This is a genomic window from Oceanobacillus sp. CF4.6 (assembly GCF_051262635.1).
Lineage (GTDB): Bacteria > Bacillota > Bacilli > Bacillales > Amphibacillaceae > Oceanobacillus.
Genome location: NZ_JBIMEX010000001.1, coordinates 324,277 through 347,578, shown reverse-complemented (window position 1 = coordinate 347,578; position 23,302 = coordinate 324,277). Strand labels below are relative to the sequence as shown.

Here is a 23,302-nt window from a genome sequence, read left to right as displayed (position 1 = left end):
AAAAGTGAGAAACTTTACTAATTCAATAGATGCATATAAAGAAGCGGTAGATTTAATGCCAGGAGGGGTTAATTCACCAGTACGAGCATTTAAATCAGTTGGAATGTCACCTGTTTTCATGGAGTCTGGAAAGGGTTCAAAAATATATGATATCGACGGTAACGAATATATTGATTATGTATTAAGCTGGGGCCCACTGATTTTAGGTCATTCGGATGATCGTGTCGTACAAAAACTTAAAGCAATTGTAGAAAAAGGTACAAGCTTTGGAGCACCTACCAAACTGGAAAACGAACTTGCTCAGCTTGTAATTGAACGGGTACCTTCGATTGAAATGATTCGTATGGTTAATTCCGGCACAGAGGCAACGATGAGTGCGATTCGTCTTGCTAGAGGTTATACAGGAAAAGATCTTATCTTAAAATTCGAGGGAAGCTATCATGGACACGGTGATTCATTACTAATTAAAGCTGGATCTGGAGTGGCTACACTTGGCTTACCGGATAGCCCGGGAGTACCGAAATCAATTGCAAGTAATACCATTACCGTACCTTATAATGATTTGACAAGTTTAAAAGTTGCTTTTGAAACTTATGGTGAAGATATTGCAGCAGTTATAACGGAACCAGTTTGCGGGAATATGGGTGTCGTACCTCCACAACCTGATTTTTTGAAAGAATTAAGAAAAATCACGGAAGATAACGGAACACTCCTCATTTTTGACGAAGTAATGACAGGATTCCGAGTGGGTTATAACTGTGCTCAAGGTTATTTTGATATTACACCAGATTTAACGTGTCTTGGAAAAGTTATCGGTGGTGGACTTCCGGTTGGTGCTTATGGTGGGAAGCGTGAAATTATGGAACAAGTGGCACCATCGGGACCAATCTATCAGGCTGGGACTCTTTCCGGTAATCCGTTAGCAATGACTGCTGGCTTTGAAACCTTATCAGCTTTGACACCAGAATCATACGAAGCAATAAATAAAAAAGTAGATCACCTTGTCGATGGATTCCGTGCTGCCGCAGCGGAATATAGTATTCCATTGCAAATTAATCGTGCAGGGTCAATGGTTGGCGTGTTCTTTACAAATGAAGAAGTAGTCAACTTTGAAAGTGCAAAAACATCCAACCTGGATTACTTTGCACAATATTATCGGACCATGATGGAAGAAGGCGTCTTTCTTCCGCCGTCGCAATTTGAAGGATTATTCCTTTCAACAGCACATACCGATGAAGACATAGCTAAAACGATACAAGCAATTCGGACAGCATTCTCTAAAATAGAAAAATAAATACGAATCCAAGCATCCCTCCAAAAGACGAATCTAGTCACATCATAAGCGAATGCGACTAAAAGCTATTCCATTATTGAAATGCCACCCGAATAAGGTGGCACTCAGTAAGGAATAGCTTTTTTCATGCATATCCTCCAATTGCAGGTCATATAGATTATAAAGACATATCGGCATATGGATATATGTTGAAAGGAGGAGGTTTTTTGGCAGGCGATTCCAAGACATTTACCTTTGAACTACAGGAGTCTCTATTTTTTGAAAAGGGACAGGAAGTTGCAGAAATGAAGGGAATTTCTTTAGAACCCGAGATATCGATCCAGCCCTATGATGAATATATCTCAATAAGAGGTATTATTGAATTACGTGGGGAGTATGAAAAGATTAATTCTGGTGATTCGGAAGATGAATTAATGGATTTTGAAGATTTCCAAGCAAAACGTTATGTGGAAAAAGTTATAGAAGAAAATGGCGTTACTATGTTTTCTCATCGTTTTCCAGTAGAGATTTCAGTTCCACCATACCGTGTTGCTGATCTGGATGAAGTTACGGTCAATATTGAATCCTTTGACTACGAAATTCCGGAATCCAGCCAATTGAAGCTGTATGCATCTATTGAAATCCACGGGATCAACAGTGATGCAGAGAAACCCCGGGAGGAAAAAGAAGAAGGAAATACAGAAGAAGTAATAGAAGAAGAAAATACCGAAGAGGTAATGGAAGAATTTGTGAATGATGAAGAAAATTCGTTTGAATTTGAAATCAGGAAACAGAAGGAAGATGTGGAAGAGACAGAAGATATGGAAGAGATAGAAGAAGAAGTTGAAGCTACTGAGGTTATTGAAGAAGCGATTCCAATGGAAGACCCTGTTGAGTTAAGTGAGACGGGAGTTACACGTTCCTCCAATGAAGATCCTGATAGATGGAAGGTTAAGTCACAGACTTTATCAGAGTTTTTTAATCAATTACCGGAGGGAAAAGAGGCATCCAATGTAGAAGAGGAGGTGCACACAGATGTGATATCTGTTGAAACAGATAAATCAATAGAATCAACAGATGATGATTATGAACAACTATCAGTGGAGGATGCCACTTACTTATCTGACATTTTTAGAAATACAGAGGAAGAAAGCTTCACAAAAATGAAACTTTGTATTGTTCAGGATCAGGATACGATTGAAACGATAGCCCAGCGTTTTTCAATTAGTCCATTACAGTTGATCAAACACAATGATCTGGAGGCTGATTTTGAAGTTCACGAAGGACAGTTATTATATATCCCTGCTAACAATTAGCAGGGTGTAATTCTACCCCTTGTTTATTCTAATTCAGGGGGTAAATTATTTTACAGGTGGTGAAGAAAATGCAGGAAATCATAAAAGAAGTCATGCAATCCTACCGAGTATACCCTACAGAAATGGAGGAAATAACAGAACGATTAGTTCGTATAAAGGATGGTCAACGTGATTATGCCTTGAAACGGAGTACGTTGACGAAGGAGAATGTAACCGCCTGGCTGAGCGTATATCATATTGCGAACGAAAAAAAACTAGCGGAAATAGCACCTGTCTATGTAACGAGAGATGGGAAACTATATAAAGAAGTGGATGAATCTTTTTTTTATCTTACGCCTTGGACTGAATCTCCCAATCGAGCTAATTTAAAAAACGAAATTGAAAATACGATGCAACATCTAGGCAGCTTGCATGAAAAGACAAAGACATCACAGCGCATTTCCAAAGATACACTGACACAAAATTTCCTTACATATCAAACGTACTGCACACAAGTCCCAACAGAACTGAATTCAATTGTTCGTCAATTTGAAGGTAACCGATATATGTCACCATTTGAACTACTTGTTTGTACGCAGTTTAGAGATATTGAATATGCGTCAAAAATGAATAATGATATCATACGTGATTTTCTTGATCCGTCTGATGAAGATTTAACATGGAATCATTGTTTATGTCATGGAAATCTTACACCAGACCACACAGTGGGAAGGTATATCATTAATTGGGAAAATGCTCGTTACGATCATCCTGTAATGGATTTGGCAAAATATTTCAGCCATTTGACAGGTAATTATGATCAGCCGCAGAATAGGATTACTGAAGCATTTAAAATATATAAAAACCAAAATGATCTAAATGAGATGGAACTAAAGTTATTAACGATTTACTTACTTAATCCATCTTCTTATTTGACAACGATTCGTGAATACGTGAATAATACGTCAAAAAAATCAATGGTAATCCAAATCAGTGAGTTGCAACAGCAGTACAGAAAACTTATTTTTGCATTGAATTGGAATAAATACATGAAAGAAGAATATGAAACAATATCATTTGAGGATGCTGATCATTAGATCCATTCCAAATAAAACGCTATAAATAATCCGATTAAAATTCCCAGCAATAGAATATCAAATGTTGTAGGAATAAATAATGTCCGTACCAGTTGAAAAATCATGATTGGTAATGTAATCCTTTCAAGAATAAATAGGCATTGTCTCGCCCATGGAGGAAGCTTGTAACGGTAATAACGTGCCACTTCATTCACCCCCTTTAATTTAATAATGTGTTCACACACTTCCTTTTTTCAATATACTATGTATAAACAAACCTGATATGTGCATTATGTATAATATTAATAGTTGACGATATCCGCACTTATCGCTAAAATAAGAGGCATACGAACAATTGAACTGATATGAAAAAGCGAAGACAGGGAAGAGTACAGAGTAAACGCCTAAAGAGAGGGAAATCAAGAGCTGAGAGTTTCCCAGGCAGGTTGTTCTGGAAGGTCGCCCTAGATGCAGTTTCTTTGAAATTGGAGTAGAAGAAGCCGGTATTTGACCGTTATCAAATCTTGAGTGTACAAACAATTATGGTTTGTAAACAAAGGTGGTACCACGGAAGCTAACCCTTTTCGTCCTTTTTTTTAGGATGAAAAGGGTTTTTTTAGTTTAATTAAAATAGGAGGTATACGAATGAGCGATCAAGAAAAAACATCACTTCCATCAAAATACAATCCCGAGGAAGTGGAAAAAGGGCGTTATCAATTTTGGCTGGAGGGAAAATACTTTGAAGCAACCGGTGATCCGGATAAAAAACCGTTCTCCATTGTTATTCCACCACCGAATGTAACCGGGAAGCTACATTTAGGTCATGCATGGGATACCACGATGCAGGATACGATTTCCCGTATGAAACGAATGCAAGGATATGATGTATTATGGCTTCCGGGTATGGACCATGCAGGAATTGCAACACAGGCCAAAGTAGAAGCGAAATTAAAGGAACAGGGTACGAATCGGTATGAATTAGGACGCGAGAAATTCCTTGAAACGGCATGGGAATGGAAAGAAGAGTACGCAGACTTTATTCGTTCCCAATGGGAAAAAGTAGGACTTGGTCTTGATTATTCCCGTGAGCGATTTACCTTGGATGATGGCCTCTCAGAAGCGGTTAAAGAAGTATTTGTTAAGTTATATGAAAAAGGGCTCATCTACCGCGGCGAGTACATCATTAATTGGGATCCCAAGACAAAGACTGCCTTATCCGATATTGAAGTTATTTATGAGGAAGTCCACGGTAAGTTTTATCACATGCGTTATCCAATTAAAGACAGCGATGAAACAATTGAAATAGCAACTACACGCCCAGAAACAATGCTTGGAGATACTGCAATTGCCGTTCACCCAAAAGACGAACGTTATAAGCACTTCGTAGGTAAGACGGTTATTCTGCCAATTGTAGGTCGTGAAATAGAAATTGTTGCAGATGAGTATGTGGATATGGAACTCGGTTCAGGTGCTGTTAAAATTACACCTGCACATGATCCGAATGATTTTGAAGTAGGTAATCGGCACGAGCTGGAACGTGTACTCGTTATGAATGAAGATGGTTCGATGAATGAAAATGCTGGAAAATATAATGGACTCGATCGTTTTGAATGCCGGAAGCAAATTGTAAAAGATTTACAAAATATGGATGTGCTTTTTGAAATTGAAGAACGTGTTCATCAGGTAGGACATTCAGAACGAAGCGGAGCGGTTGTCGAACCGTACCTTTCTACCCAATGGTTTGTAAAAATGGATCCCCTGGCAGAAGCTGCACTTGATTTGCAGCATGGGGAAGATAAAGTTAATTTCGTGCCGGAACGCTTTGAGAAAACGTATTTTAACTGGATGGACAATATCCGTGACTGGTGTATATCACGTCAGTTATGGTGGGGGCATCGTATTCCTGCCTGGTATCACAAAGATACAAAAGAAGTCTATGTAGGTAAGGATGCACCAGCAGATATTGAAAATTGGGAGCAGGATGAGGATGTACTAGATACTTGGTTCTCATCTGCGTTATGGCCCTTCTCTACAATGGGTTGGCCGGATAAGGAAGCAGAAGATTTTAAACGTTATTTCCCAACGGACGTGCTTGTAACAGGATATGATATCATTTTCTTCTGGGTTGCCCGTATGATATTCCAGTCAAAGGAATTCACTGGCGAAAAACCATTTAAAGATGTACTGATGCACGGTCTGATTCGAGATGCTGAAGGACGGAAAATGAGTAAATCACTTGGGAACGGTGTAGATCCAATGGATGTAATCGACAAGTATGGTGCAGATTCTTTACGTTATTTCCTACTGACCGGTTCAACACCCGGACAGGATTTGCGATTTAGCTGGGAAAAGGTAGAGTCTACATGGAACTTTGCGAATAAAGTGTGGAATGCTTCTCGCTTCTCATTGATGAATATGGAAGGCTTCACATATGAAGAGATTGATTTAACCGGAGAACTCTCTTTGGCAGATAAATGGATCCTGACTCGCTTGAATGAAACGATTGAACATGTAACAAAAAATACAAATAAATATGAATTTGGTGAAGCAGGCCGTCATTTATACAATTTCATCTGGGATGAACTTTGCGACTGGTATATTGAAATGGCAAAACTTCCGCTATATGGAGAAGACGAGGCGAAAAAGAAAACAACGAGATCCGTTCTTGCTTATGTACTCGATCAAACGATGCGTATGCTCCACCCATACATGCCTTTTATTACGGAGGAAATTTGGCAGCAGCTTCCACACGTTGGTACGTCCATTACAGTAGCAAAATGGCCGGAAGTACGCGGTGAATTCCATGATGTTACTGCATCAGAGGAAATGAAACGTTTAGTTTCTATTATCAAATCGGTTCGAAATAGCCGTGCAGAGGTGGATACACCGATGTCGAAACAGATAAAGATGCTGATTCAGGCTGAGAACGAGACGATTGTTCGTGAGCTTGAAGGTAATCGGGAGTATTTAGAACGCTTCTGTAACACGAATGAATTAACGATAGCAGAAAAATTGAAAGTACCTGAAAAAGCAATGTCTGCGGTTGTAACCGGCGCAGAAATCTTCCTTCCACTTGAAGGAATGATTGATTTTGATAAAGAAATGGAACGTTTAGAGAAAGAATTGATCAAGTGGACAAAAGAAGTGGAACGCGTTCAGAAGAAGCTTTCTAATCAAGGTTTTGTTAGCAAAGCACCACAAGCTGTTGTTGATGATGAAAAACGAAAAGAGCAGGATTACATCGACAAGCAGGCTAAAGTGAAAGCACGTTTGGATGAATTAAAAGGATAAAATAATACGAGAACCAATAGAAAGGCGGAAATCCCAATCAGGATTTCCGCCTTTCTACAATAAACTTTTTTTAATATGGGAAATATATTTCTCTAAAATATTAACATCATCTGCTGCACTCAATGTTCTGGACCCAACAACATCCTCAATTTCATTCAACAAGAGCTCATCCTCATGACCGATAAGAAAGTCGATACCAACCATGCCAAAATCAAAGGTCTTTATAATTTGGTGAATCAGATTCTCTTCTTCTTCATTTAACTTGTAAAGTTGTGCAGACCCCCCTAATTTGTAATTGGCCCTAAAGTCAGTTGAGCTTTCCCGAAGGACAGCAGCAACTATCTCCTTGCCGACAACAAAAACACGAAGATCCTTGCCGAGCTGTACGTCCGATGATTGTATAATGATATCCGTTTGAATGCTCATTTTACAATTCATCCAATCCATTGCGTTTTCAATATAATATACTTGTTTACCACCTCTGCCACTGACTTCCTTAGCGATAAACGGATACGCTAATGGAGGTGTATCCTGGATACTTTCTCTTTTACTGTAAATCGTATCCACCATCGGTAATCCGAGCTGATTGATATGATGATGTGTTAAAGCCTTATTATTACAAATGCTAGAAACGATTGAAGAATTAAATACAGATACTCCCAAAGCTTCCAGATGCAGATTTAAGAGTGGTTCGATGCTCCTGACAATTGCAAAATCTGGAAGGTCTACGGATTCATTTCTTACCTGAACGCATTGCTGATTCTTCACGATGCCAATTGTCATTTCTTCACGAAGAATTAAATTTAAGGCTAGTGTTTGTTTGTTCGCTTCTTCGATAAACCAATCAATAAATGATGCGTTTTGTACGGCGTCTTCTTTACTGTAAATGAGCCATCCGGTTTTCATAATAGGACCTCCATAATATAGTCGATAATATAATCAGCAGCGTTAATCCCCGTACAATCAAGGAGGTTTCGTATATGAGCGTTTGAATTAACTTCACAGACAAGTCTTGAATTGTTTGGACCGACCAACAAATCTACTCCGGCAAAATCAGCTTGGATCGCTTTTACTGCAGCAATTGCCAGGTCTGATTCAGCTTTTGATGGGGTATATGTATTCATTGTCCCTCCGGCAGTTACATTGGCACGGAAATCATTGGTGTTTTTTCTTTCCATTGCTGCAACAACTCGATCGCCAACGACTTGAAGCCGTAAATCCATGCCAAAACTGGAAGGAATAAACTCTTGAAATAGATAAGGTTTCCCTTGAATTTCTTTTATTTTCATTAAAATTTCTTCCATATTCTCAAGCAAATATACCTGTTCACCAAAAGAGCCATACGCTTCTTTAATAATCAGTGGTAGGCCTAGTTTTTCGATGACCTGTTGCAAAAGAGATGGATCAACATTTCCCTTATAAAAAATCTTTGGTGCAATAATCGTTTTTGGAATCGGCAATTGATTTGCAGCTAAATATTGATAGGTTGCTATTTTGTCATCACTCGTATCAATCGCTTTAGCTGAATTAAAAACACGAACACCTAGTAATTCGAGCTGTCTCGCTAAATAAATGTCTTTATCAGCAAATACGACGAAATCTGGCAATTCTTTCTTAGAAGGCTCTAGTAGATTAAGCTGATCTTTAGTCAACAGGCTAAGTAGTTCATTGTTTTTATAAATCGTTGTTTCTATACTTTTTGCTGCAGCCGCCTGTTGAATCATTTCTGCATAATCAAGAAATTTATTGCTAGGCAGGTTTCCATTATAGATAATCCATCCATTTTTATTCATTGGCTCCGTTCCTTTCTGCTATACTTACTTTACTTATATTTTGGGGAAGTGGTGGAATAATGTTTACAACCTTTCAGGAAGTTGAATCCTTTTTTGATACTAGAAAATCACTTGGTATTAGGCCTGGATTGGATCGCATCCAGCGACTACTAGGGCTCTTAGGTGATCCACAGAAAGAAATTCAGGCAATCCATGTTGCAGGTACAAATGGCAAAGGGTCGACGGTTCAATATATTAAAAATGCACTGCACACAAATGGTTATCAGGTTGGGGTTTTCATATCACCAAGCATAACTGGATTGACTGGTCATATCTATTTAAATGATACAGAAATAGGTGATGAAGAATTTCTTCACCTTTGTAATGAGATTTATCCATGTATTAAGCAAATGGATAATGAAAACCTCGCTCCAACCGAATTTGAAATCATTACAGCCTTAGGGTTTCTTTATTTTTCAAATAACGGTGATATTGCGCTTATCGAAGCCGGAATGGGTGGCAGAGCAGATACAACGAACTGTTTTCAGCCAATTATATCCATTATAACAAATATAGCAAAAGACCATACAAGATTCCTAGGGGAAACGATAGCTGAAATTGCATATCAGAAAGCTGGGATTATTAAAAGTAATGCACCTGTCATTACTGGGGAGCTAGATAGAGAGGCAAAATCGGTCATTGAATTAGAAGCAAATAAAAGAAAGACGGAAGTATACAAGTTAGGTGAAGATTTCTTTTATAGAAGGGAGAAGCATCAACAATTTATATGGAAAGGCACCCAAATACAAATAGAAACAAGACTAAAAATGGTCGGTGAACATCAGGCAAAAAACGCATCGATTGCTTTAATGGCTCTAGAACTACTTTCAGACAAAGGGTATTCTATTTCGTTTTCAAAAGCAGGGGATGCAATTGCGGCTACACGATTGGCTGGGAGATTTGAGGTGGTTAGCAAGGAGCCTATCATTATATTGGATGGGGCTCATAATCCGGATGGAATGGCTGCTTTTTTATCAACGGTTGAGGAAAATTTCCCTCATACGAATAAGCATATTTTATTTGCTGCATTTAAAGATAAAGATCTCGAATTGATGCTGAAGCAACTTGAAAACAAATTCGCATCCTTGACATTGACAAGCTTTCCTCATCCCCGTGCTGCCCAAACCGAGCAATTATTTACCTCATCGTCAGACGTAAATAAACGTATACATGATAATTGGATCGAGGCAATTGATGAAATAATAAAGAAGCAATCCGGTTATTATTTTATTACGGGTTCTTTAAATTTCATTTCCCTTGTTCGAACCTATATTTTAACGAATAAATAGGTTAGGGTAATTACAGGAAATATGTAGAACGATTTTTTCTGGGCTTGTCATAATTCGTCTTACTTTTTAATACCTGTGTGCTAGAGTTTAAACATATTACCGGGCACTGGAGGCGATTATCGTGGACAAAAATAAAGCAATTTTAGTAGAGAAAAACGGGAAACAACTGAAGTACAAACTGAATGATAGAAGCAATTCATCCGCAAAAAAAGAATTCGCGGCTGCCCTAGATGACTCTGATGACTCTATCCCTGTCATAACAGGGATTCATAAATCAAAAAAAGCTGGCAGTAAAATGAGGAAAAATAAATATCATTATTTTAAACCTATTTTATTCGCTATCGGATCAGCAATCATCGTTGGTTCTATCCTCGGATTTGCCATGTTACGCTTATTTGTAGATGTGGAAGCAGATATGGTTGGACAAACGTTAAATAATAATCCGTCTACCGCAGTAACGGAGAATAAAGAAACGACAACAACCTCTTCTATAAACCTTGAACCATTGCAGGCGCATATTCTGCAGGCTGGTCTCTTTTCTGAAAAAGTAAATGCTGAAGAATGGGCAGCTATTTATACTGCTAAAGGGCTACCAACGATGACTTGGGAGCGGGATAATCAGTTTTTTCTTATTGCTGGTGCTGCGAATACAAAAGAAGATGCTAAATTTCTCGCTGATGAATTAAAACTGGATCATTCGGTTGATATATTTGTGAAGGAATGGACGACGATAAATGGGGAAATTGAGCTTACGGAAGAAAAGGAAAACTGGATGGTACTATTTCGTAGTTTGTGGCAGGATACATTAAACAACTTGACTGAACAGAATACGTTTCCCACTGAAAAATGGACAGAGCTTTTAGAACAAAAACCTGATGAGACAACTAAATTATCTCCACTCCTATCATCCATCAGTGAGTCTGGTGGAGATGGGGATCACCTTCAACTTTTGGAATGGATGTATTACTATGAGCAATTATTAAAATAGGTGTTGGTCAGAAACAGGTAATTTAAAAATTACCTGTTTTTTAATTTTGCTGTACTGAAGACCTATTAAAAGGCATTTCTCTCTAGGGAATTTTTAAATTGTTAATACTAATATAAGAGTCATAACTCTATTTTAGCAATTTGTTGCTCTCTCAAGAAGCAGGTATGATAGTAGTATTACGAAAGAAAGGAGAATGGGAATTGACACTATCAACAATAACGATTAAAGATGTCCCGAAGGAAGACCGACCTCGTGAAAGATTACTAAAGCTGGGACCAGCTCATTTATCCAATCAGGAAATACTTGCTATTCTAATTGGAAGTGGTACGAAGGATGAGCCGGTAATGTCGGTTGCAAATCGGGTGTTAATGCATTTTGATGGATTAAACTTATTGAGAGAAGCCACAATCGAGGAATTGATTGCCATAAAGGGAATCGGAACTGCAAAAGGTTTGTTGATTCTATCGGCTATCGAACTTGGTAAACGTATGAATGAATACAAACCGAATGAAAGATATGTAATTAAATCCCCGGATGATGGTGCAGATTATATCATGGAAGAAATGAGGAATTTAACGCAGGAACATTTTGTCGTATTGTTTCTAAACACGAAAAACCAGATTATTCATAGGCAAACGATATTTATCGGTAGCTTAAATGCCTCTATTGTCCACCCCAGAGAAGTCTATCGAGAGGCAGTGAAGCGATCTGCAGCATCTATTATCGTCGCTCATAATCATCCCTCCGGAGATCCCGCACCTTCCCAGGAAGATATTCATGTTACAAGAAGATTGGTTGAATCAGGAAAGATGATTGGTATTGAACTTTTGGATCATTTAATAATTGGTGACCGAAAATTTGTTTCTTTAAAAGAAAAAGGATACTTATAATACTATCTATTTTAGAAGATTTTTCGTATAATTATATAAGGAATGAAATTAGAGCGCCATTTTTCGAGTTTTAATAGAAATTGGCGCTTGTTCTTATTTGAGAAACAATAGAATAGTTTACTTATTTTAATTAAGATGCAATAATTGATGATTGTTTGCGACTTATATAATTAATCGATATAGTAAAACTACATATAAATGCGAATTGTATCGGAAAGGGAGATATTATTGGGAATTTTTAACTTTTCACAGGATTTAGGAATAGATTTAGGGACCGCTAATACACTTGTTTTTGTCAAAGGGAAGGGTGTTGTTGTACGGGAACCTTCTGTTGTAGCAAAGAACATTACAACTGGCGAAATAGAGGCAGTAGGTAGTTCTGCGAGAAACATGATTGGAAGAACTCCCGGGAATATTTCTGTTATACGCCCGATGAAGGACGGCGTCATTGCGGACTATGAAACGACAGCCATCATGATGAAGTATTACATGAAACAAGCGATGAAAAAACGTTCTTTCTTGGCTAAAAAACCGAACGTTATGATCTGTGTGCCATCAGGAATAACGATGGTTGAAGAACGTGCCGTGATTGATGCTTCTAAACAAGCAGGGGCAAAAGATGCGTTTCCGATTGCTGAACCTTTTGCAGCAGCGATTGGATCAGGTCTTCCTGTCTGGGAACCGACAGGAAGTATGATTGTGGATATTGGTGGAGGAACGACTGAAGTTGCCGTTATTTCTCTTGGCGGAGTTGTAACCAGTGAATCCATTCGGGTTGCTGGCGACAATATGGATGAATCAATTATTAACTTCATTCGGAAAAATTATAGTTTGTTGATTGGTGAGCGATCTGCGGAGTCTATAAAAATGGATCTTGGTGCCGCAAGAAAAACAGATTCAGATGAGGAAATGGATATTCGTGGCCGAGACCTCCTAACAGGCTTACCGAAAACCATTACAATTACTGCAAATGAAATTTCCACTTCCCTGGATGACACGGTTGACGCAGTTGTGAATGCAGTAAAAATCACTTTGGAGAAAACACCTCCTGAATTAGCAGCGGATATTATGGATCGTGGGATTGTATTATCAGGTGGGGGAGCATTGCTCAGGAATTTAGATCAAGTGATAAGCGATGAGACGAAAATACCTGTATTTGTAGCAGATAATCCTTTGGAAAGTGTAGCAATAGGAACAGGTAAATCATTGGATTATATCCAACATTTCCGTTCCAGTCCTAATGTTTCATCTCGTTCTTTAAATTAATAAGTAGTAGGTGTTTTTTATGCAGTTTTTTCGTAATAAAAGACTATTTATTCTACTAATCGGATTTATCGTCTTGGTAGCATTAATAGGATATTCATTCAAAGATAGAGAAAATTTAACAACTGTCGAAAAATTCATTAATGATGCAGTTGGATGGTCACAAAACGTGATTCACACCCCAGTTACCTTTGTCACAGATATCGTAACAAATATAAAAGATTTCAAAAACACATATGATGAGAATCAGTTATTGAAAGAACAACTATCCCAATACAAGAGCTTAATTTATGAAGTTCAGGATATGGAAGAAGAAAATGAAGAGTTAAGGGATTTATTAGGTATATCAGAATCTGTCAGAGACTATGATCCAATACAGGCTACGGTTATCTCTAGGTCTCCAGAGCGATGGGTGGAACAAGTAACCATCAATAAAGGAGAGCAGGATGGTGTCCAATCCAATATGGTTGTCATTACTGCAGAAGGAATGGTTGGTAAAATCCAAAGTACATCTGAATTCACATCCACTGTACAGCTGTTAACCGGTTTTGATCAGTACAACCGCATTTCCGCAACAATTTCACGAGATGATGAAAAGGATATCTTCGGTATGATTGAAGGATTTGATGAGGAAACAAATTCACTCCTCTTCCGAATTATCGAAGAATCGGAAAAAGATCTGGAAGAGGGAGAATTGGTTTTCTCCTCTGAACTGGGAGGAGAATTTCCAGCTGGATTGCCCATAGGTACTGTCAAGGAGGTAGTTTCGGATCAATATGGACTGACTCGAATTGCGATGATTGATCCTGCTGCTGACATGTATGATTTACGAAATGTGATTGTAGTTGATCGTGCACTTGCACAACCGATAGAAAGTAATGATGAGGAGGAAGATGAGTGATGAAACATTTATTTTTTCCTCTCATCCTCTTTCTTTTAACCATACTTGAGGGAGTAGCATTAGAACTATTGCCATCTGACCTTGTGATGGGTAATCTTATGATCGTACCTCACTGGGTTTTTGCTTTTTTAGTTTACTTGGCAGTTTTCTATGATAAGGATCATACGTATCATTCCATTGTATATGCATTACTTTTTGGACTACTGATTGATGTCGTATATACGGGAGTACTTGGTGTGTACATGTTTTCCTATGGGTTAGCCACTTATATTATCCATGGTTTAAAGAAAATTCTACATGGGAACTTTTATGTATTAGTATTATTGGGAGCTGTCGGTGTACTCTTGGCAGATCTCTTTATATACTTGATTTATACTTCGGTGGGATTAGCAAACATGGTTTTTGAAGATTATACCTTCAGCCGGTTGATTCCAACTGTTTTGTCAAATCTTGTATTTATATTACTTCTATATCCTTTCACCGCCAAAAGGCTTGCCAGGTGGCAAAGAGAACAACTAACTGGAAACCGGACACTGTGAGGAATCCTTCACAGTGTACTTACATAAACGAGTTAGGTTAATTTTAATGAGGTGAACTTGCTGTGCAGGACAGGAAACAGACAATTACAATAAAAGGAACAAGAGAAGGACTTAGTATATTTATTGAGGATTCGTCATCATATAAAGATGCAATTAGAGAACTGGAAGAAATCATTAAGGCGAGCAAACCAAAAAAAGATGAACCTATCGTATCTGTGAAAGTTAAATTAGGGAACAGGTACTTAACTGAAGAACAAGAAAACGATTTAAGAAGTATTATTAGTATGGAGAATCGTTTCAAAATAGAAACGATTGAATCAGAACTTATCCGAATAGAAGATGCTTTGAAATGGAAGGAAGATAGTGAAATAAAAGCGATAAATCGTATTGTACGGTCCGGGCAGGTTCTGGAAGTTAAGGGAGATTTGCTATTAATTGGGGATGTCAATCCTGGTGGTAAAGTTGTTTCAACCGGAAATATCTATATCATGGGTAATTTATTTGGGATTGCACATGCGGGTGCAGAAGGTGATCCTGATTCATTTATAGTAGCTTCATATATGAAGCCGACACAACTTCGAATTGCTGATTATATAAGCCGTGCACCTGATTACGAATCTGATGGTGTGTATATGGAATGTGGAATCATCGATGAGGAGCAGGACAAAATTATTATTGATTCGTTAAAAGTTCTTTCACATAAACGTAAGGAAATAAGCGGATTCGAAAGGAGAATGAATAATGGGTGAGGCAATTGTTATTACTTCCGGAAAAGGCGGTGTTGGTAAAACCACGACGTCAGCAAATATAGGGACTGCACTGGCTCTTATGGATAAAAAAGTATGTTTAATAGATACAGATATTGGTTTAAGAAACCTTGATGTAATAATGGGACTTGAAAACAGAATCATATACGATATCGTGGACGTAATCCAAGGGCGCTGTAAACTTAAGCAAGCACTCATTAAGGATAAACGATTCGATTATTTATCTTTGCTTCCTGCGGCGCAAACAAGTGATAAAACAGCGGTAACTACGTCAGGAATGAAAGAAATAGTTTCTGAATTAAAACAGGAATATGATTATATTATTATAGATTGTCCCGCCGGTATTGAACAAGGATTCCAGAATGCAATTGCCGGTGCGGATAGAGCAATTGTAGTAACCACTCCAGAAAAATCCAGTGTGCGTGATGCTGACCGAATTGTAGGATTGCTTGAGAAGGAAGATATGAAAGAGTCTCCTAGATTAGTAATCAATCGTATCAGAAATCATATGATGAAAAGCGGAGATATGATTGATGTAGATGACATTGTTCAATTATTGTCCATTGATTTAATTGGAATCGTGATTGATGATGATGAAGTGATCAAAGCATCAAATAAAGGGGAACCAATTGCACTTAGTCCAAACTCAAAAGCTTCTATTGCTTACCGAAATATTGCCAGAAGGATACTAGGTGAAACTGTTCCATTACAATCACTTGAAGATGATAAAGGTGTACTAAAGAGATTGAAAAAATTTATTGGTATGCGTGCGTAAATAGCCAAAGAGAATAGATGTCTTATTTAGTACCTATATATAGTCAAAGATGTAATGAAATCCTAATTTCATTACATCTTTTTTGTTCATACATTATTCCTTTTGTACATATAGATGTATAAATGAAACTGAAGGAATGTGAGGAAAATGGACAAAGATATCAAGAAAATCAGAAAGTCGATTGAACAGCGTAAAAAAGAGCGTGGAGTAAATCCAGGCACTGGCAGTAGCAAACAATTATTTTCACCATTTCCAGAAACCGAGGAAAAACATGGTTATTATCCTGTGTTCACAGGTACTGGAGAATCTAATGGGAAAAGTAATGGCGCTGCTGGAATCGCTGTGAAGGGTATATTATCAGTCATGCTGTTCTTTGGTACTGCAATCGTATGGCAAACGGAATCCGATATCTTACAAAAGCCTAAAGAATGGACAAGCCAGGTACTGACTGACGAATTCCCCTTTGCAAAAGTAAATGTATGGTATAAAGAAGCATTTGGCCAGCCATTATCCTTATCACCCAGTTCAACTGCACAAGTGGATCAAAATCAGGAAATAGCCCTTCCTGTTACAGGTAACATTACAGAGACCTTTCAGGTAAATGGAACGGGCATCATGATTAGTCCTGGTGAAACAGCAAATGTATCAGCAATTCGAGAAGGAGTAGTCATTTTTTCAGGAAATGACAGAGAGACGAATAAAACGGTAACTGTTCAGCATGCAGATGGATCAGTATCCAATTATGGAAACCTTAGCACCATTGATGTACATCTATATCAATTTATCTCAGGAAATCAACGGATAGGAAGCTTTGTTCCTAACGCTGAAAATGAAACTGTTTATTTCTCCATAACGAAAGATAATGATTATATTGATCCAGTCCAGGTGATTCAAGTTGATGAAACTAACTAATTATGTACCAAGTATTCACATTCATCCGGTTCTATACATTTTCATTGTGATTTCCTTTATTACAGGCACATTTTTCGAATTATTTATTATTTTTTTTCTCGTCCTGTTTCATGAACTTGGCCATTATATAGCTGCGAAAATATTTAAATGGAGAATAAAGAATATTGTGCTTTGGGTCTTTGGGGGAGTTATGGACACAGATGAGCATGGGAATAAGCCGATGAAAGAAGAAGTACTTGTTACTATCGCTGGACCATTTCAGCATCTTATCATTTACTTCTTTTGCTTTTTGGCTGAAACATTTCAAATTTTCCCATTGTCTATACTGGAACTCATTCTTTATTATAATACGATCCTATTTATGTTTAATCTCATTCCCATTTGGCCATTGGATGGAGGGAAATTACTTCTTTTACTAACTTCTGCATACTTTCCCTTTAAAAAATCCTATCACTTTACAATTCTATTTTCGATGATTACCATTGTCATCGTCTTAATGATACAACTTCTGTTTTTTCCTTTTACATTAAGCTCTTTTTTTATATGGATATTTCTATTCATGGAAAATAGAACAGATTGGAAACAGCGTTTCTATGTATTTATGCGCTTTTTACTAAGAAGATATGATGGAGAGTCTTCAATTAACGGAGTCGTACCACTACATGTTGCATCGGAAAGTTCTTTTTTAGAAGTGTTTTCGCAATTTAGAAGAGAAAAGAAACACCCAATATATATCATCTATCCCGACAATGAACGTAAATCGGTGGATGAGAGTGACTGTCTGCAAAGTTACTTTTATGAAAAAGCCTATAATCATACAATAGGTGACATATTTCTTTATAAATAATCGTGAACTTGACAAACAGTGAAAAATCATGATATTATTAGTACGTTATTCATCGTAGCACCCGTGCTACAACCGCACAGAACAGGTCTTAAACTTTTCGGAGTACCTGTATGGCGAGTCTGAGTCTATTAAGGAGGTGCAAGTATGTACGCAATTATTGAAACAGGCGGTAAACAAATTAAAGTTGTTGAAGGCCAAGAAATTTATGTAGAAAAAGTTTCAGCAGATACAAGTGAATCTGTTACTTTTGAAAAAGTTCTTTTCGTCGGCGGAGATGATGTTAAAGTTGGTGCTCCATATGTTGATGGCGCGACTGTAACAGCTAAAGTTGAAAAACAAGGCCGTCAGAAGAAAATTACTGTATTCAAATTTAAAGCAAAGAAAAACTACCATCGTAAGCAAGGTCATCGTCAGCCTTACACAAAATTAGTGATTGAAAAAATCAATGCATAAGGGTTTTGGAATATGATTCTAGTAACTGTAAATCGATCAGACAATCAAATTACATCTTTTGAATTATCTGGACATGCTGATAGTGGTCCTTACGGCTATGATCTTGTATGTGCAGGAGTATCGGCTGTATCAATTGGAACAGTTAATGCAGTAATGGAATTATGTGAAACAAACCTAGACATCGAACAAGGCGGAGAAGGCGGTTATTTATCTGTAAAACTGCCGAATCAGCTTCAACCAGAAATAATGGCAGAAGTACAGCTTTTGTTCGAGGGTATGCTCATATCACTAAAATCAATTGAACTTGAGTATAGTGAATTTATAAAGATAAAAAATAAATAAGGAGGTGTAATCCATGATACGTCTTGATTTACAATTTTTCTCAACTAAAAAAGGTGCAGGTAGCACAAAAAACGGTCGTGATTCTGAATCCAAACGTCTTGGTTCAAAACGTGCAGACGGACAATTTGTAACAGGTGGGTCTATTTTATATCGCCAACGCGGTACGAAAATTTATCCGGGTGAAAATGTTGGCCGCGGTGGAGATGACACGCTTTTCTCTAAAATTGATGGTGTTGTGAAATTTGAACGCTATGGTAGAGATCGTAAAAAAGTAAGTGTATATCCGGTTGCACAAGAAGCATAATTAATCTTATAAAAACTCCAGCCAATTCGTTGGCTGGAGTTTTTATTTTGAATTTATTTTTGGTGAATGGAACATCCTACATAAGTCAACATCACGTAGCAAACTCGAACTATCTCACGTCTAGTGGTGCGCGGTCGATTCCAACGCTGCTACAAAGGAGCTTCCGCTTTTGGTAGTTTTCTGCTATACTTTTCATCATAATGGGGTGAGAGCGTAATGAGTGAGGAAGTTATTCATGTTTTACAGCATTATCGCCACGATTTAATGAATCGGTTGCAGATTGTTCAAGGTTATTTAAGTATGGGGAAGACTGAAAAAGCAGAAGAGAAACTTTATGAAGTTCTGAATTTTTACAATGAAGAACGCAAATTAATGAGTTTGAATGTGCCTGCCTTTATGCTCTGGATTCTTGAATTCAATAGTAGCTTTGAAAATTTCCGTTTAACGTATAAAATCCATGCAGAGTATAAAAATGTGCATATATCAGATTCTATATTATTAGAACAGTGTCAGGAAATTATGGAATTTTGTATCAAGGAACTTGATCCGCTAGTTCTTTATCAAGTAAATCTTGAATTGCAAGAAGTACCAAATAGGGGCTTGATGAAAGTTGACTTGTTCATAAATGGTGAAACATCGATTGATGGGCATGTGAAAGAGGAAATGAAAAATGAATTTGTGAATAAAGAAATTGACATAGATAGGACAATCGATGGTTTAATTATCGGTTTTTCGGTACCATGTCAATAATGAGGTGAATGGAATGTTTGTAGATCAAGTCAGTGTTTATGTAAAAGCTGGTGACGGGGGCAACGGTCTCGTTGCTTATAGAAGAGAAAAGTATGTGCCAATGGGCGGACCTGCTGGTGGAGACGGTGGAAATGGTGCAGATGTAGTTTTTAAAGTTGATGAGGGCCTCAATACACTTATGGACTTCCGTTATAATCGTCATTTCAAAGGGAAGCGTGGCGAAAATGGAATGAGTAAAACCCAGCATGGGAAAAATGCAATGCCATTAGTAGTGGCTGTTCCCCCTGGGACGACAGTATTCGATGAAGATACTGGGGAAGTAATTGCTGATTTATTGGTACATGAGCAGCAGGCAGTTATTACCAAAGGAGGCCGAGGTGGCCGCGGAAATACGCGTTTCGCTACACCAAATAATCCTGCACCGGATATGGCAGAGAACGGCGAACCAGGTCAAGAGCGTAATATAAAAGTGGAATTGAAGCTGATTGCGGATGTAGGTCTTGTTGGTTTTCCAAGTGTTGGTAAATCAACATTTATATCTGTAGTAAGTGCAGCAAAACCTAAAATTGCAGATTATCATTTTACAACACTGTCTCCTAATCTTGGTGTTGTTGACACAAGCGATCATCGTAGCTTTGTGATGGCTGATCTTCCAGGATTAATTGAGGGTGCATCCGAGGGTGTTGGTCTTGGACATCAATTCCTTCGACATGTAGAACGTACGAGGGTTATTGTTCATGTCATTGACATGGCAAGTACGGAGGGCCGAGACCCGTATGAAGATTTCATGAAAATTAACAAGGAACTTGAAGAATATGATGAAAAATTAATGAAGCGGCCACAAATTATTGCAGCTAATAAGATGGACATGCCGGGAGCAAAAGAAAACCTAGAAACATTTAAAGAACAAATTGGTGAGGACTATCCGGTTTATGAAATGTCAGCACTAACCAAAGAAGGTTTAAGGGATATTCTTTTCGCAATAGCTGATTCATTGGAAGCTATTCCGAAAGTAACGACTGAAATAGAGGATATAGACGAGACGGTAGTATACCGTCATCAAAAAGAAGAAGCTCCGTTTAAAGTTACTAGGGATCCAGACGGCGCCTATGTAATCTACGGTAATAAGATAGAAAAGCTATTCAAAATGACTGAATTCCAACATGATGAAGCTGCGCAACGCTTTGCTCGTCAAATGCGAGGAATGGGTGTAGACAAAGCACTTAGAGAACGCGGGGCTAAAGATGGAGATATCATTCGTCTATTGGATTATGAATTTGAATTTATAGAATAGATAAGGCAATTAAAAAGTTTTTGGGGGAGGAAGAATTTTGACAACAATTGGTTATCTAGGTCCAAAGGGGACATTTACAAAATTGGCAGTAGATACTGCGTTTAATCAAGAAGTTACACGGGGTTTTAAAACAATTCCTGAATGTATTGATGCTGTAGACAAAAATGAAATCGAAATCGGTGTTGTTCCAGTAGAAAACGCGATTGAAGGTACGGTGCAATTGACAGTTGATTATCTTGTTCACCAGGTAAGACTTCCGGTTGCTGCAGAATTAATCGTTCCAATTCAGCAGCATTTGCTTGTAAGAGCTGATTTCGATGGGGAGTTATCGGATATTTCGGAAGTACATTCACATAGTCATGCAATCGCACAGTGCCATCAATTTTTACATCAGCATATACCTGAAGCCAATATGGTTTTCACTACATCTACGGGTAAAGCGGCAGAACTTGTAAGTGAAAGCAGGGAATCCATAGCAGCAATTGGTAACAAACTTGCTGCTAAGGAATATGGATTACGAATTTTAAAAGAAAATATTCATGACTATCCGAATAATCATACACGTTTTCTCGTTCTATCGAAGAACGAAGAATTGGTAAAGATAAATCATCCGATTCGGGTAACAAAAACAACCTTGTTAATCACATTGCCAAGTGATCAGGCTGGTGCATTGCATCAAATATTATCGGCATTTTCTTGGAGAAAAATGAATTTATCCAAAATAGAATCACGTCCAACTAAAACTGGATTGGGAAATTACTTCTTTCTCATCGATGTAGACCAGCCGTATGATGATGTATTGTTTCCAGGAGTAAAGGCTGAATTGGAATCATTGGGATGTAAAGTGACTATTCTTGGTACATATCCTGTCTACCATTTAAAAATTTAAGACAAACCGTCCACAGCGTATATCGCCATGGGCGGTTTTTTTTAAGAGGTAAGTATAAAATATGACAGCAATTAATTCACACACATCAACTGCCATGTCGAGTTCCAACGCTTAACTGTATTGTACTTCCAATTTAATTGGATAGGTTTTAAAAATTGGTGGGCAACTTTTTTTCTTTTGGTGCATATGCTGATATAGAGTAATTAGCCCAGATTTATATGCAATGAAAGGAGCATGGTTCATTTTGAAGATACACATTGTTCAAAAAGGAGATACATTGTGGGAAATTTCCAAAAAATATGGTGTTGATTTTGAAGAATTGAAAGGAATGAACACACAATTATCCAGCCCTGATATGATTATGCCGGGAATGAAAATTAAAGTACCTGGTTCAACAAAAGCTGTAAAAAAAGAAACAGTTGCGATAAAGGAAACAAAAAAGGAAGCCGTTCAACCGTACAAGGACACTTCCCCTAAGCCAATAGCAGCAATTGAAGAGGATGATTATCAAATTCAGAAGCCTGTAAAACCTGAAATGCCAGTTCCTGCAATGCCACAAATGCCAATCATGGAACAGGATATTAATCAGTATATGACAATTAATTTCCCTCAGATGCCTCAAATGAAAGCTCCACAAGTAAAACCGGAAAAAAAGGAAGCTAAAAAGGAAGAAGTTAAACAGCAAAAACCAATTCAAAAACCAATGCAAAAACCAGTGCAGCAACCAATGCAAAAACCAATGCAGCAACCAATGCAAAAACCAGTGCAGCAACCAATGCAAAAACCAATGCAGCAACCAATGCAACCGATACATCAACCACCAGTATATCAGCCTATACATCACCAGCCAATGCAGCCTCCGTTCCCTCATGCGGTTCCTGTTTGCTGGCATTTTCATCCACCATGCTGCCAGCCTAGTAGCTATCATCAATTTCCAATGCCTTTTGATGGACAGATGGAACCAGCTTTTCAACCGCCAGCACAAGTTGCACCAATGTCTGACTGTGGTTGTAATGGAAGCCAATTGGTTCCCTATCCTAATCAGCAGATGGAACCGAGCATGGAGAACATGCCGAATGCTTATCCGTCACACCAATCAACTCCCGGGATGTATCCACCACAATTTGGAACGATGCCGGAAGATGGAGATTTTTACCCAAAACCACCGTCATTCCCGAATTTTTCAGCACTTCGTAAAGAAAAAGAAAATCAACAAGATGAATAGCGTACTTCACCTGAGGCGAATCTTATTCGTCTCTTTATTTTGGTTTCTATAACAAATTTAACATCCCCACAGCTATATTTTTTGAAAAAAGCTAGAACAATGTTAGA

The 23,302-nt window shown here is 37.9% G+C and carries 24 protein-coding genes and 2 other annotated features; of the genes, 21 read left to right on the top strand and 3 right to left on the bottom strand.

Annotated elements, in window-relative coordinates:
* Window positions 1–4: 4 nt before the first annotated feature.
* The 3 genes from hemL to ysxE all read left to right on the top strand — a co-directional run bounded on the left by hemL (window position 5) and on the right by ysxE (window position 3,665).
* On the top strand, window positions 5–1,294 hold the full coding sequence (gene hemL / locus ACHABU_RS01915) for a glutamate-1-semialdehyde 2,1-aminomutase (RefSeq protein ID WP_435761683.1): 1,290 nt from the start codon (window positions 5–7) through the stop codon (window positions 1,292–1,294).
* 206 nt (window positions 1,295–1,500) lie between these two features.
* A complete protein-coding gene (gene spoVID / locus ACHABU_RS01910) occupies window positions 1,501–2,589 on the top strand; it encodes a stage VI sporulation protein D (RefSeq protein ID WP_435761681.1) in 1,089 nt (362 codons plus the stop codon).
* 68 nt (window positions 2,590–2,657) lie between these two features.
* Window positions 2,658–3,665, top strand: coding sequence for a spore coat protein YsxE (gene ysxE, locus ACHABU_RS01905; protein WP_435761679.1), 1,008 nt, complete (start codon window positions 2,658–2,660; stop codon window positions 3,663–3,665).
* Here the strand turns inward: ysxE and ACHABU_RS01900 are convergent.
* Window positions 3,662–3,850, bottom strand: coding sequence for a hypothetical protein (locus ACHABU_RS01900; RefSeq protein ID WP_435761677.1), 189 nt, complete (start codon window positions 3,848–3,850; stop codon window positions 3,662–3,664). The genes ysxE and ACHABU_RS01900 overlap by 4 nt on opposite strands.
* 161 nt (window positions 3,851–4,011) lie before the next feature.
* Window positions 4,012–4,239, top strand: a binding site (T-box leader).
* A gap of 50 nt (window positions 4,240–4,289) precedes the next feature.
* Between ACHABU_RS01900 and ACHABU_RS01895 the strand changes: the two genes are divergently transcribed.
* Window positions 4,290–6,935, top strand: a complete 2,646-nt coding sequence (locus ACHABU_RS01895; protein WP_435761675.1) for a valine--tRNA ligase — start codon at window positions 4,290–4,292, stop codon at window positions 6,933–6,935.
* Between the two features lie 54 nt (window positions 6,936–6,989).
* On the opposite strand, the gene ACHABU_RS01890 is transcribed toward ACHABU_RS01895, so the two are convergent.
* Together ACHABU_RS01890 and ACHABU_RS01885 are read right to left on the bottom strand one after the other, a co-directional pair.
* On the bottom strand, window positions 6,990–7,841 hold the full coding sequence (locus ACHABU_RS01890; protein WP_435761673.1) for an ATP-grasp domain-containing protein: 852 nt from the start codon (window positions 7,839–7,841) through the stop codon (window positions 6,990–6,992).
* Window positions 7,838–8,728, bottom strand: coding sequence for an ATP-grasp domain-containing protein (locus tag ACHABU_RS01885; RefSeq protein ID WP_435761671.1), 891 nt, complete (start codon window positions 8,726–8,728; stop codon window positions 7,838–7,840). The genes ACHABU_RS01890 and ACHABU_RS01885 overlap by 4 nt, the downstream gene beginning before the upstream one ends.
* A 59-nt stretch (window positions 8,729–8,787) precedes the next feature.
* Here ACHABU_RS01885 and ACHABU_RS01880 point away from each other — a divergent pair, with 59 nt between their 5' ends.
* The 17 genes from ACHABU_RS01880 to safA all read left to right on the top strand — a co-directional run bounded on the left by ACHABU_RS01880 (window position 8,788) and on the right by safA (window position 23,195).
* On the top strand, window positions 8,788–10,056 hold the full coding sequence (locus ACHABU_RS01880) for a bifunctional folylpolyglutamate synthase/dihydrofolate synthase (protein WP_435761669.1): 1,269 nt from the start codon (window positions 8,788–8,790) through the stop codon (window positions 10,054–10,056).
* A gap of 121 nt (window positions 10,057–10,177) precedes the next feature.
* Window positions 10,178–11,044, top strand: coding sequence for a hypothetical protein (locus ACHABU_RS01875; protein ID WP_435761667.1), 867 nt, complete (start codon window positions 10,178–10,180; stop codon window positions 11,042–11,044).
* A 200-nt stretch (window positions 11,045–11,244) separates the two neighbouring features.
* The gene (radC, locus tag ACHABU_RS01870) at window positions 11,245–11,934 is read left to right on the top strand and encodes a RadC family protein (protein WP_435761665.1); all 690 of its coding nucleotides are present in this window, start codon (window positions 11,245–11,247) and stop codon (window positions 11,932–11,934) included.
* Window positions 11,935–12,162: 228 nt separating this feature from the next.
* On the top strand, window positions 12,163–13,200 hold the full coding sequence (locus ACHABU_RS01865) for a rod shape-determining protein (protein WP_435761663.1): 1,038 nt from the start codon (window positions 12,163–12,165) through the stop codon (window positions 13,198–13,200).
* A gap of 19 nt (window positions 13,201–13,219) precedes the next feature.
* Window positions 13,220–14,098 (top strand): rod shape-determining protein MreC, encoded by an 879-nt coding sequence (mreC, locus tag ACHABU_RS01860; RefSeq protein ID WP_435761661.1) that lies wholly within the window; start codon window positions 13,220–13,222, stop codon window positions 14,096–14,098.
* Window positions 14,098–14,637 (top strand): rod shape-determining protein MreD, encoded by a 540-nt coding sequence (gene mreD / locus ACHABU_RS01855; protein ID WP_435761659.1) that lies wholly within the window; start codon window positions 14,098–14,100, stop codon window positions 14,635–14,637. Before mreC ends, mreD begins: the two co-directional genes overlap by 1 nt.
* 62 nt (window positions 14,638–14,699) lie before the next feature.
* Window positions 14,700–15,386, top strand: a complete 687-nt coding sequence (gene minC / locus ACHABU_RS01850) for a septum site-determining protein MinC (protein ID WP_435761657.1) — start codon at window positions 14,700–14,702, stop codon at window positions 15,384–15,386.
* Window positions 15,379–16,179, top strand: coding sequence for a septum site-determining protein MinD (minD, locus tag ACHABU_RS01845; RefSeq protein ID WP_435761655.1), 801 nt, complete (start codon window positions 15,379–15,381; stop codon window positions 16,177–16,179). The genes minC and minD overlap by 8 nt, the downstream gene beginning before the upstream one ends.
* A gap of 147 nt (window positions 16,180–16,326) precedes the next feature.
* The gene (locus ACHABU_RS01840; RefSeq protein WP_435761653.1) at window positions 16,327–17,091 is read left to right on the top strand and encodes a peptidoglycan DD-metalloendopeptidase family protein; all 765 of its coding nucleotides are present in this window, start codon (window positions 16,327–16,329) and stop codon (window positions 17,089–17,091) included.
* Complete coding sequence (locus ACHABU_RS01835; protein ID WP_435761651.1) at window positions 17,078–17,938, top strand: site-2 protease family protein; 861 nt, start codon at window positions 17,078–17,080, stop codon at window positions 17,936–17,938. Before ACHABU_RS01840 ends, ACHABU_RS01835 begins: the two co-directional genes overlap by 14 nt.
* 60 nt (window positions 17,939–17,998) lie before the next feature.
* Window positions 17,999–18,069, top strand: a sequence feature (ribosomal protein L21 leader region).
* Between the two features lie 13 nt (window positions 18,070–18,082).
* Window positions 18,083–18,391 carry a 50S ribosomal protein L21 gene (gene rplU / locus ACHABU_RS01830; RefSeq protein WP_435761649.1) on the top strand — a complete coding sequence of 103 codons (309 nt, stop codon included), beginning with the start codon at window positions 18,083–18,085 and terminating at the stop codon, window positions 18,389–18,391.
* Window positions 18,392–18,403: 12 nt separating this feature from the next.
* Entirely contained in the window at window positions 18,404–18,733 is a 330-nt protein-coding gene (locus ACHABU_RS01825) for a ribosomal-processing cysteine protease Prp (RefSeq protein WP_435761647.1), read from the top strand.
* A gap of 13 nt (window positions 18,734–18,746) precedes the next feature.
* Entirely contained in the window at window positions 18,747–19,037 is a 291-nt protein-coding gene (gene rpmA, locus ACHABU_RS01820; RefSeq protein ID WP_379495152.1) for a 50S ribosomal protein L27, read from the top strand.
* A 216-nt stretch (window positions 19,038–19,253) separates the two neighbouring features.
* A complete protein-coding gene (locus ACHABU_RS01815) occupies window positions 19,254–19,787 on the top strand; it encodes a Spo0B domain-containing protein (protein WP_435761645.1) in 534 nt (177 codons plus the stop codon).
* A 13-nt stretch (window positions 19,788–19,800) separates the two neighbouring features.
* Window positions 19,801–21,081: a GTPase ObgE gene (obgE, locus tag ACHABU_RS01810; RefSeq protein WP_435761643.1), complete on the top strand. Its 1,281-nt coding sequence runs from the start codon at window positions 19,801–19,803 to the stop codon at window positions 21,079–21,081.
* Between the two features lie 37 nt (window positions 21,082–21,118).
* Window positions 21,119–21,970, top strand: coding sequence for a prephenate dehydratase (gene pheA, locus ACHABU_RS01805; protein ID WP_435761641.1), 852 nt, complete (start codon window positions 21,119–21,121; stop codon window positions 21,968–21,970).
* A gap of 244 nt (window positions 21,971–22,214) precedes the next feature.
* Window positions 22,215–23,195 (top strand): SafA/ExsA family spore coat assembly protein, encoded by a 981-nt coding sequence (gene safA, locus ACHABU_RS01800; RefSeq protein ID WP_435761639.1) that lies wholly within the window; start codon window positions 22,215–22,217, stop codon window positions 23,193–23,195.
* The last annotated feature ends 107 nt before the right edge of the window (window positions 23,196–23,302 follow it).

Coding starts and splice junctions, on each gene's coding strand:
- ysxE (WP_435761679.1), top strand. CDS start 2,658: ATGCAGGAAATCATAAAAGAAGTCATGCAATCCTACCGAGTATACCCT.
- ACHABU_RS01895 (WP_435761675.1), top strand. CDS start 4,290: ATGAGCGATCAAGAAAAAACATCACTTCCATCAAAATACAATCCCGAG.
- ACHABU_RS01890 (WP_435761673.1), bottom strand. CDS start 7,841: ATGAAAACCGGATGGCTCATTTACAGTAAAGAAGACGCCGTACAAAAC.
- ACHABU_RS01885 (WP_435761671.1), bottom strand. CDS start 8,728: ATGAATAAAAATGGATGGATTATCTATAATGGAAACCTGCCTAGCAAT.
- ACHABU_RS01880 (WP_435761669.1), top strand. CDS start 8,788: ATGTTTACAACCTTTCAGGAAGTTGAATCCTTTTTTGATACTAGAAAA.
- mreC (WP_435761661.1), top strand. CDS start 13,220: ATGCAGTTTTTTCGTAATAAAAGACTATTTATTCTACTAATCGGATTT.
- mreD (WP_435761659.1), top strand. CDS start 14,098: ATGAAACATTTATTTTTTCCTCTCATCCTCTTTCTTTTAACCATACTT.
- minD (WP_435761655.1), top strand. CDS start 15,379: ATGGGTGAGGCAATTGTTATTACTTCCGGAAAAGGCGGTGTTGGTAAA.
- ACHABU_RS01840 (WP_435761653.1), top strand. CDS start 16,327: ATGGACAAAGATATCAAGAAAATCAGAAAGTCGATTGAACAGCGTAAA.
- ACHABU_RS01835 (WP_435761651.1), top strand. CDS start 17,078: ATGAAACTAACTAATTATGTACCAAGTATTCACATTCATCCGGTTCTA.
- rplU (WP_435761649.1), top strand. CDS start 18,083: ATGTACGCAATTATTGAAACAGGCGGTAAACAAATTAAAGTTGTTGAA.
- ACHABU_RS01825 (WP_435761647.1), top strand. CDS start 18,404: ATGATTCTAGTAACTGTAAATCGATCAGACAATCAAATTACATCTTTT.
- rpmA (WP_379495152.1), top strand. CDS start 18,747: ATGATACGTCTTGATTTACAATTTTTCTCAACTAAAAAAGGTGCAGGT.
- ACHABU_RS01815 (WP_435761645.1), top strand. CDS start 19,254: ATGAGTGAGGAAGTTATTCATGTTTTACAGCATTATCGCCACGATTTA.
- obgE (WP_435761643.1), top strand. CDS start 19,801: ATGTTTGTAGATCAAGTCAGTGTTTATGTAAAAGCTGGTGACGGGGGC.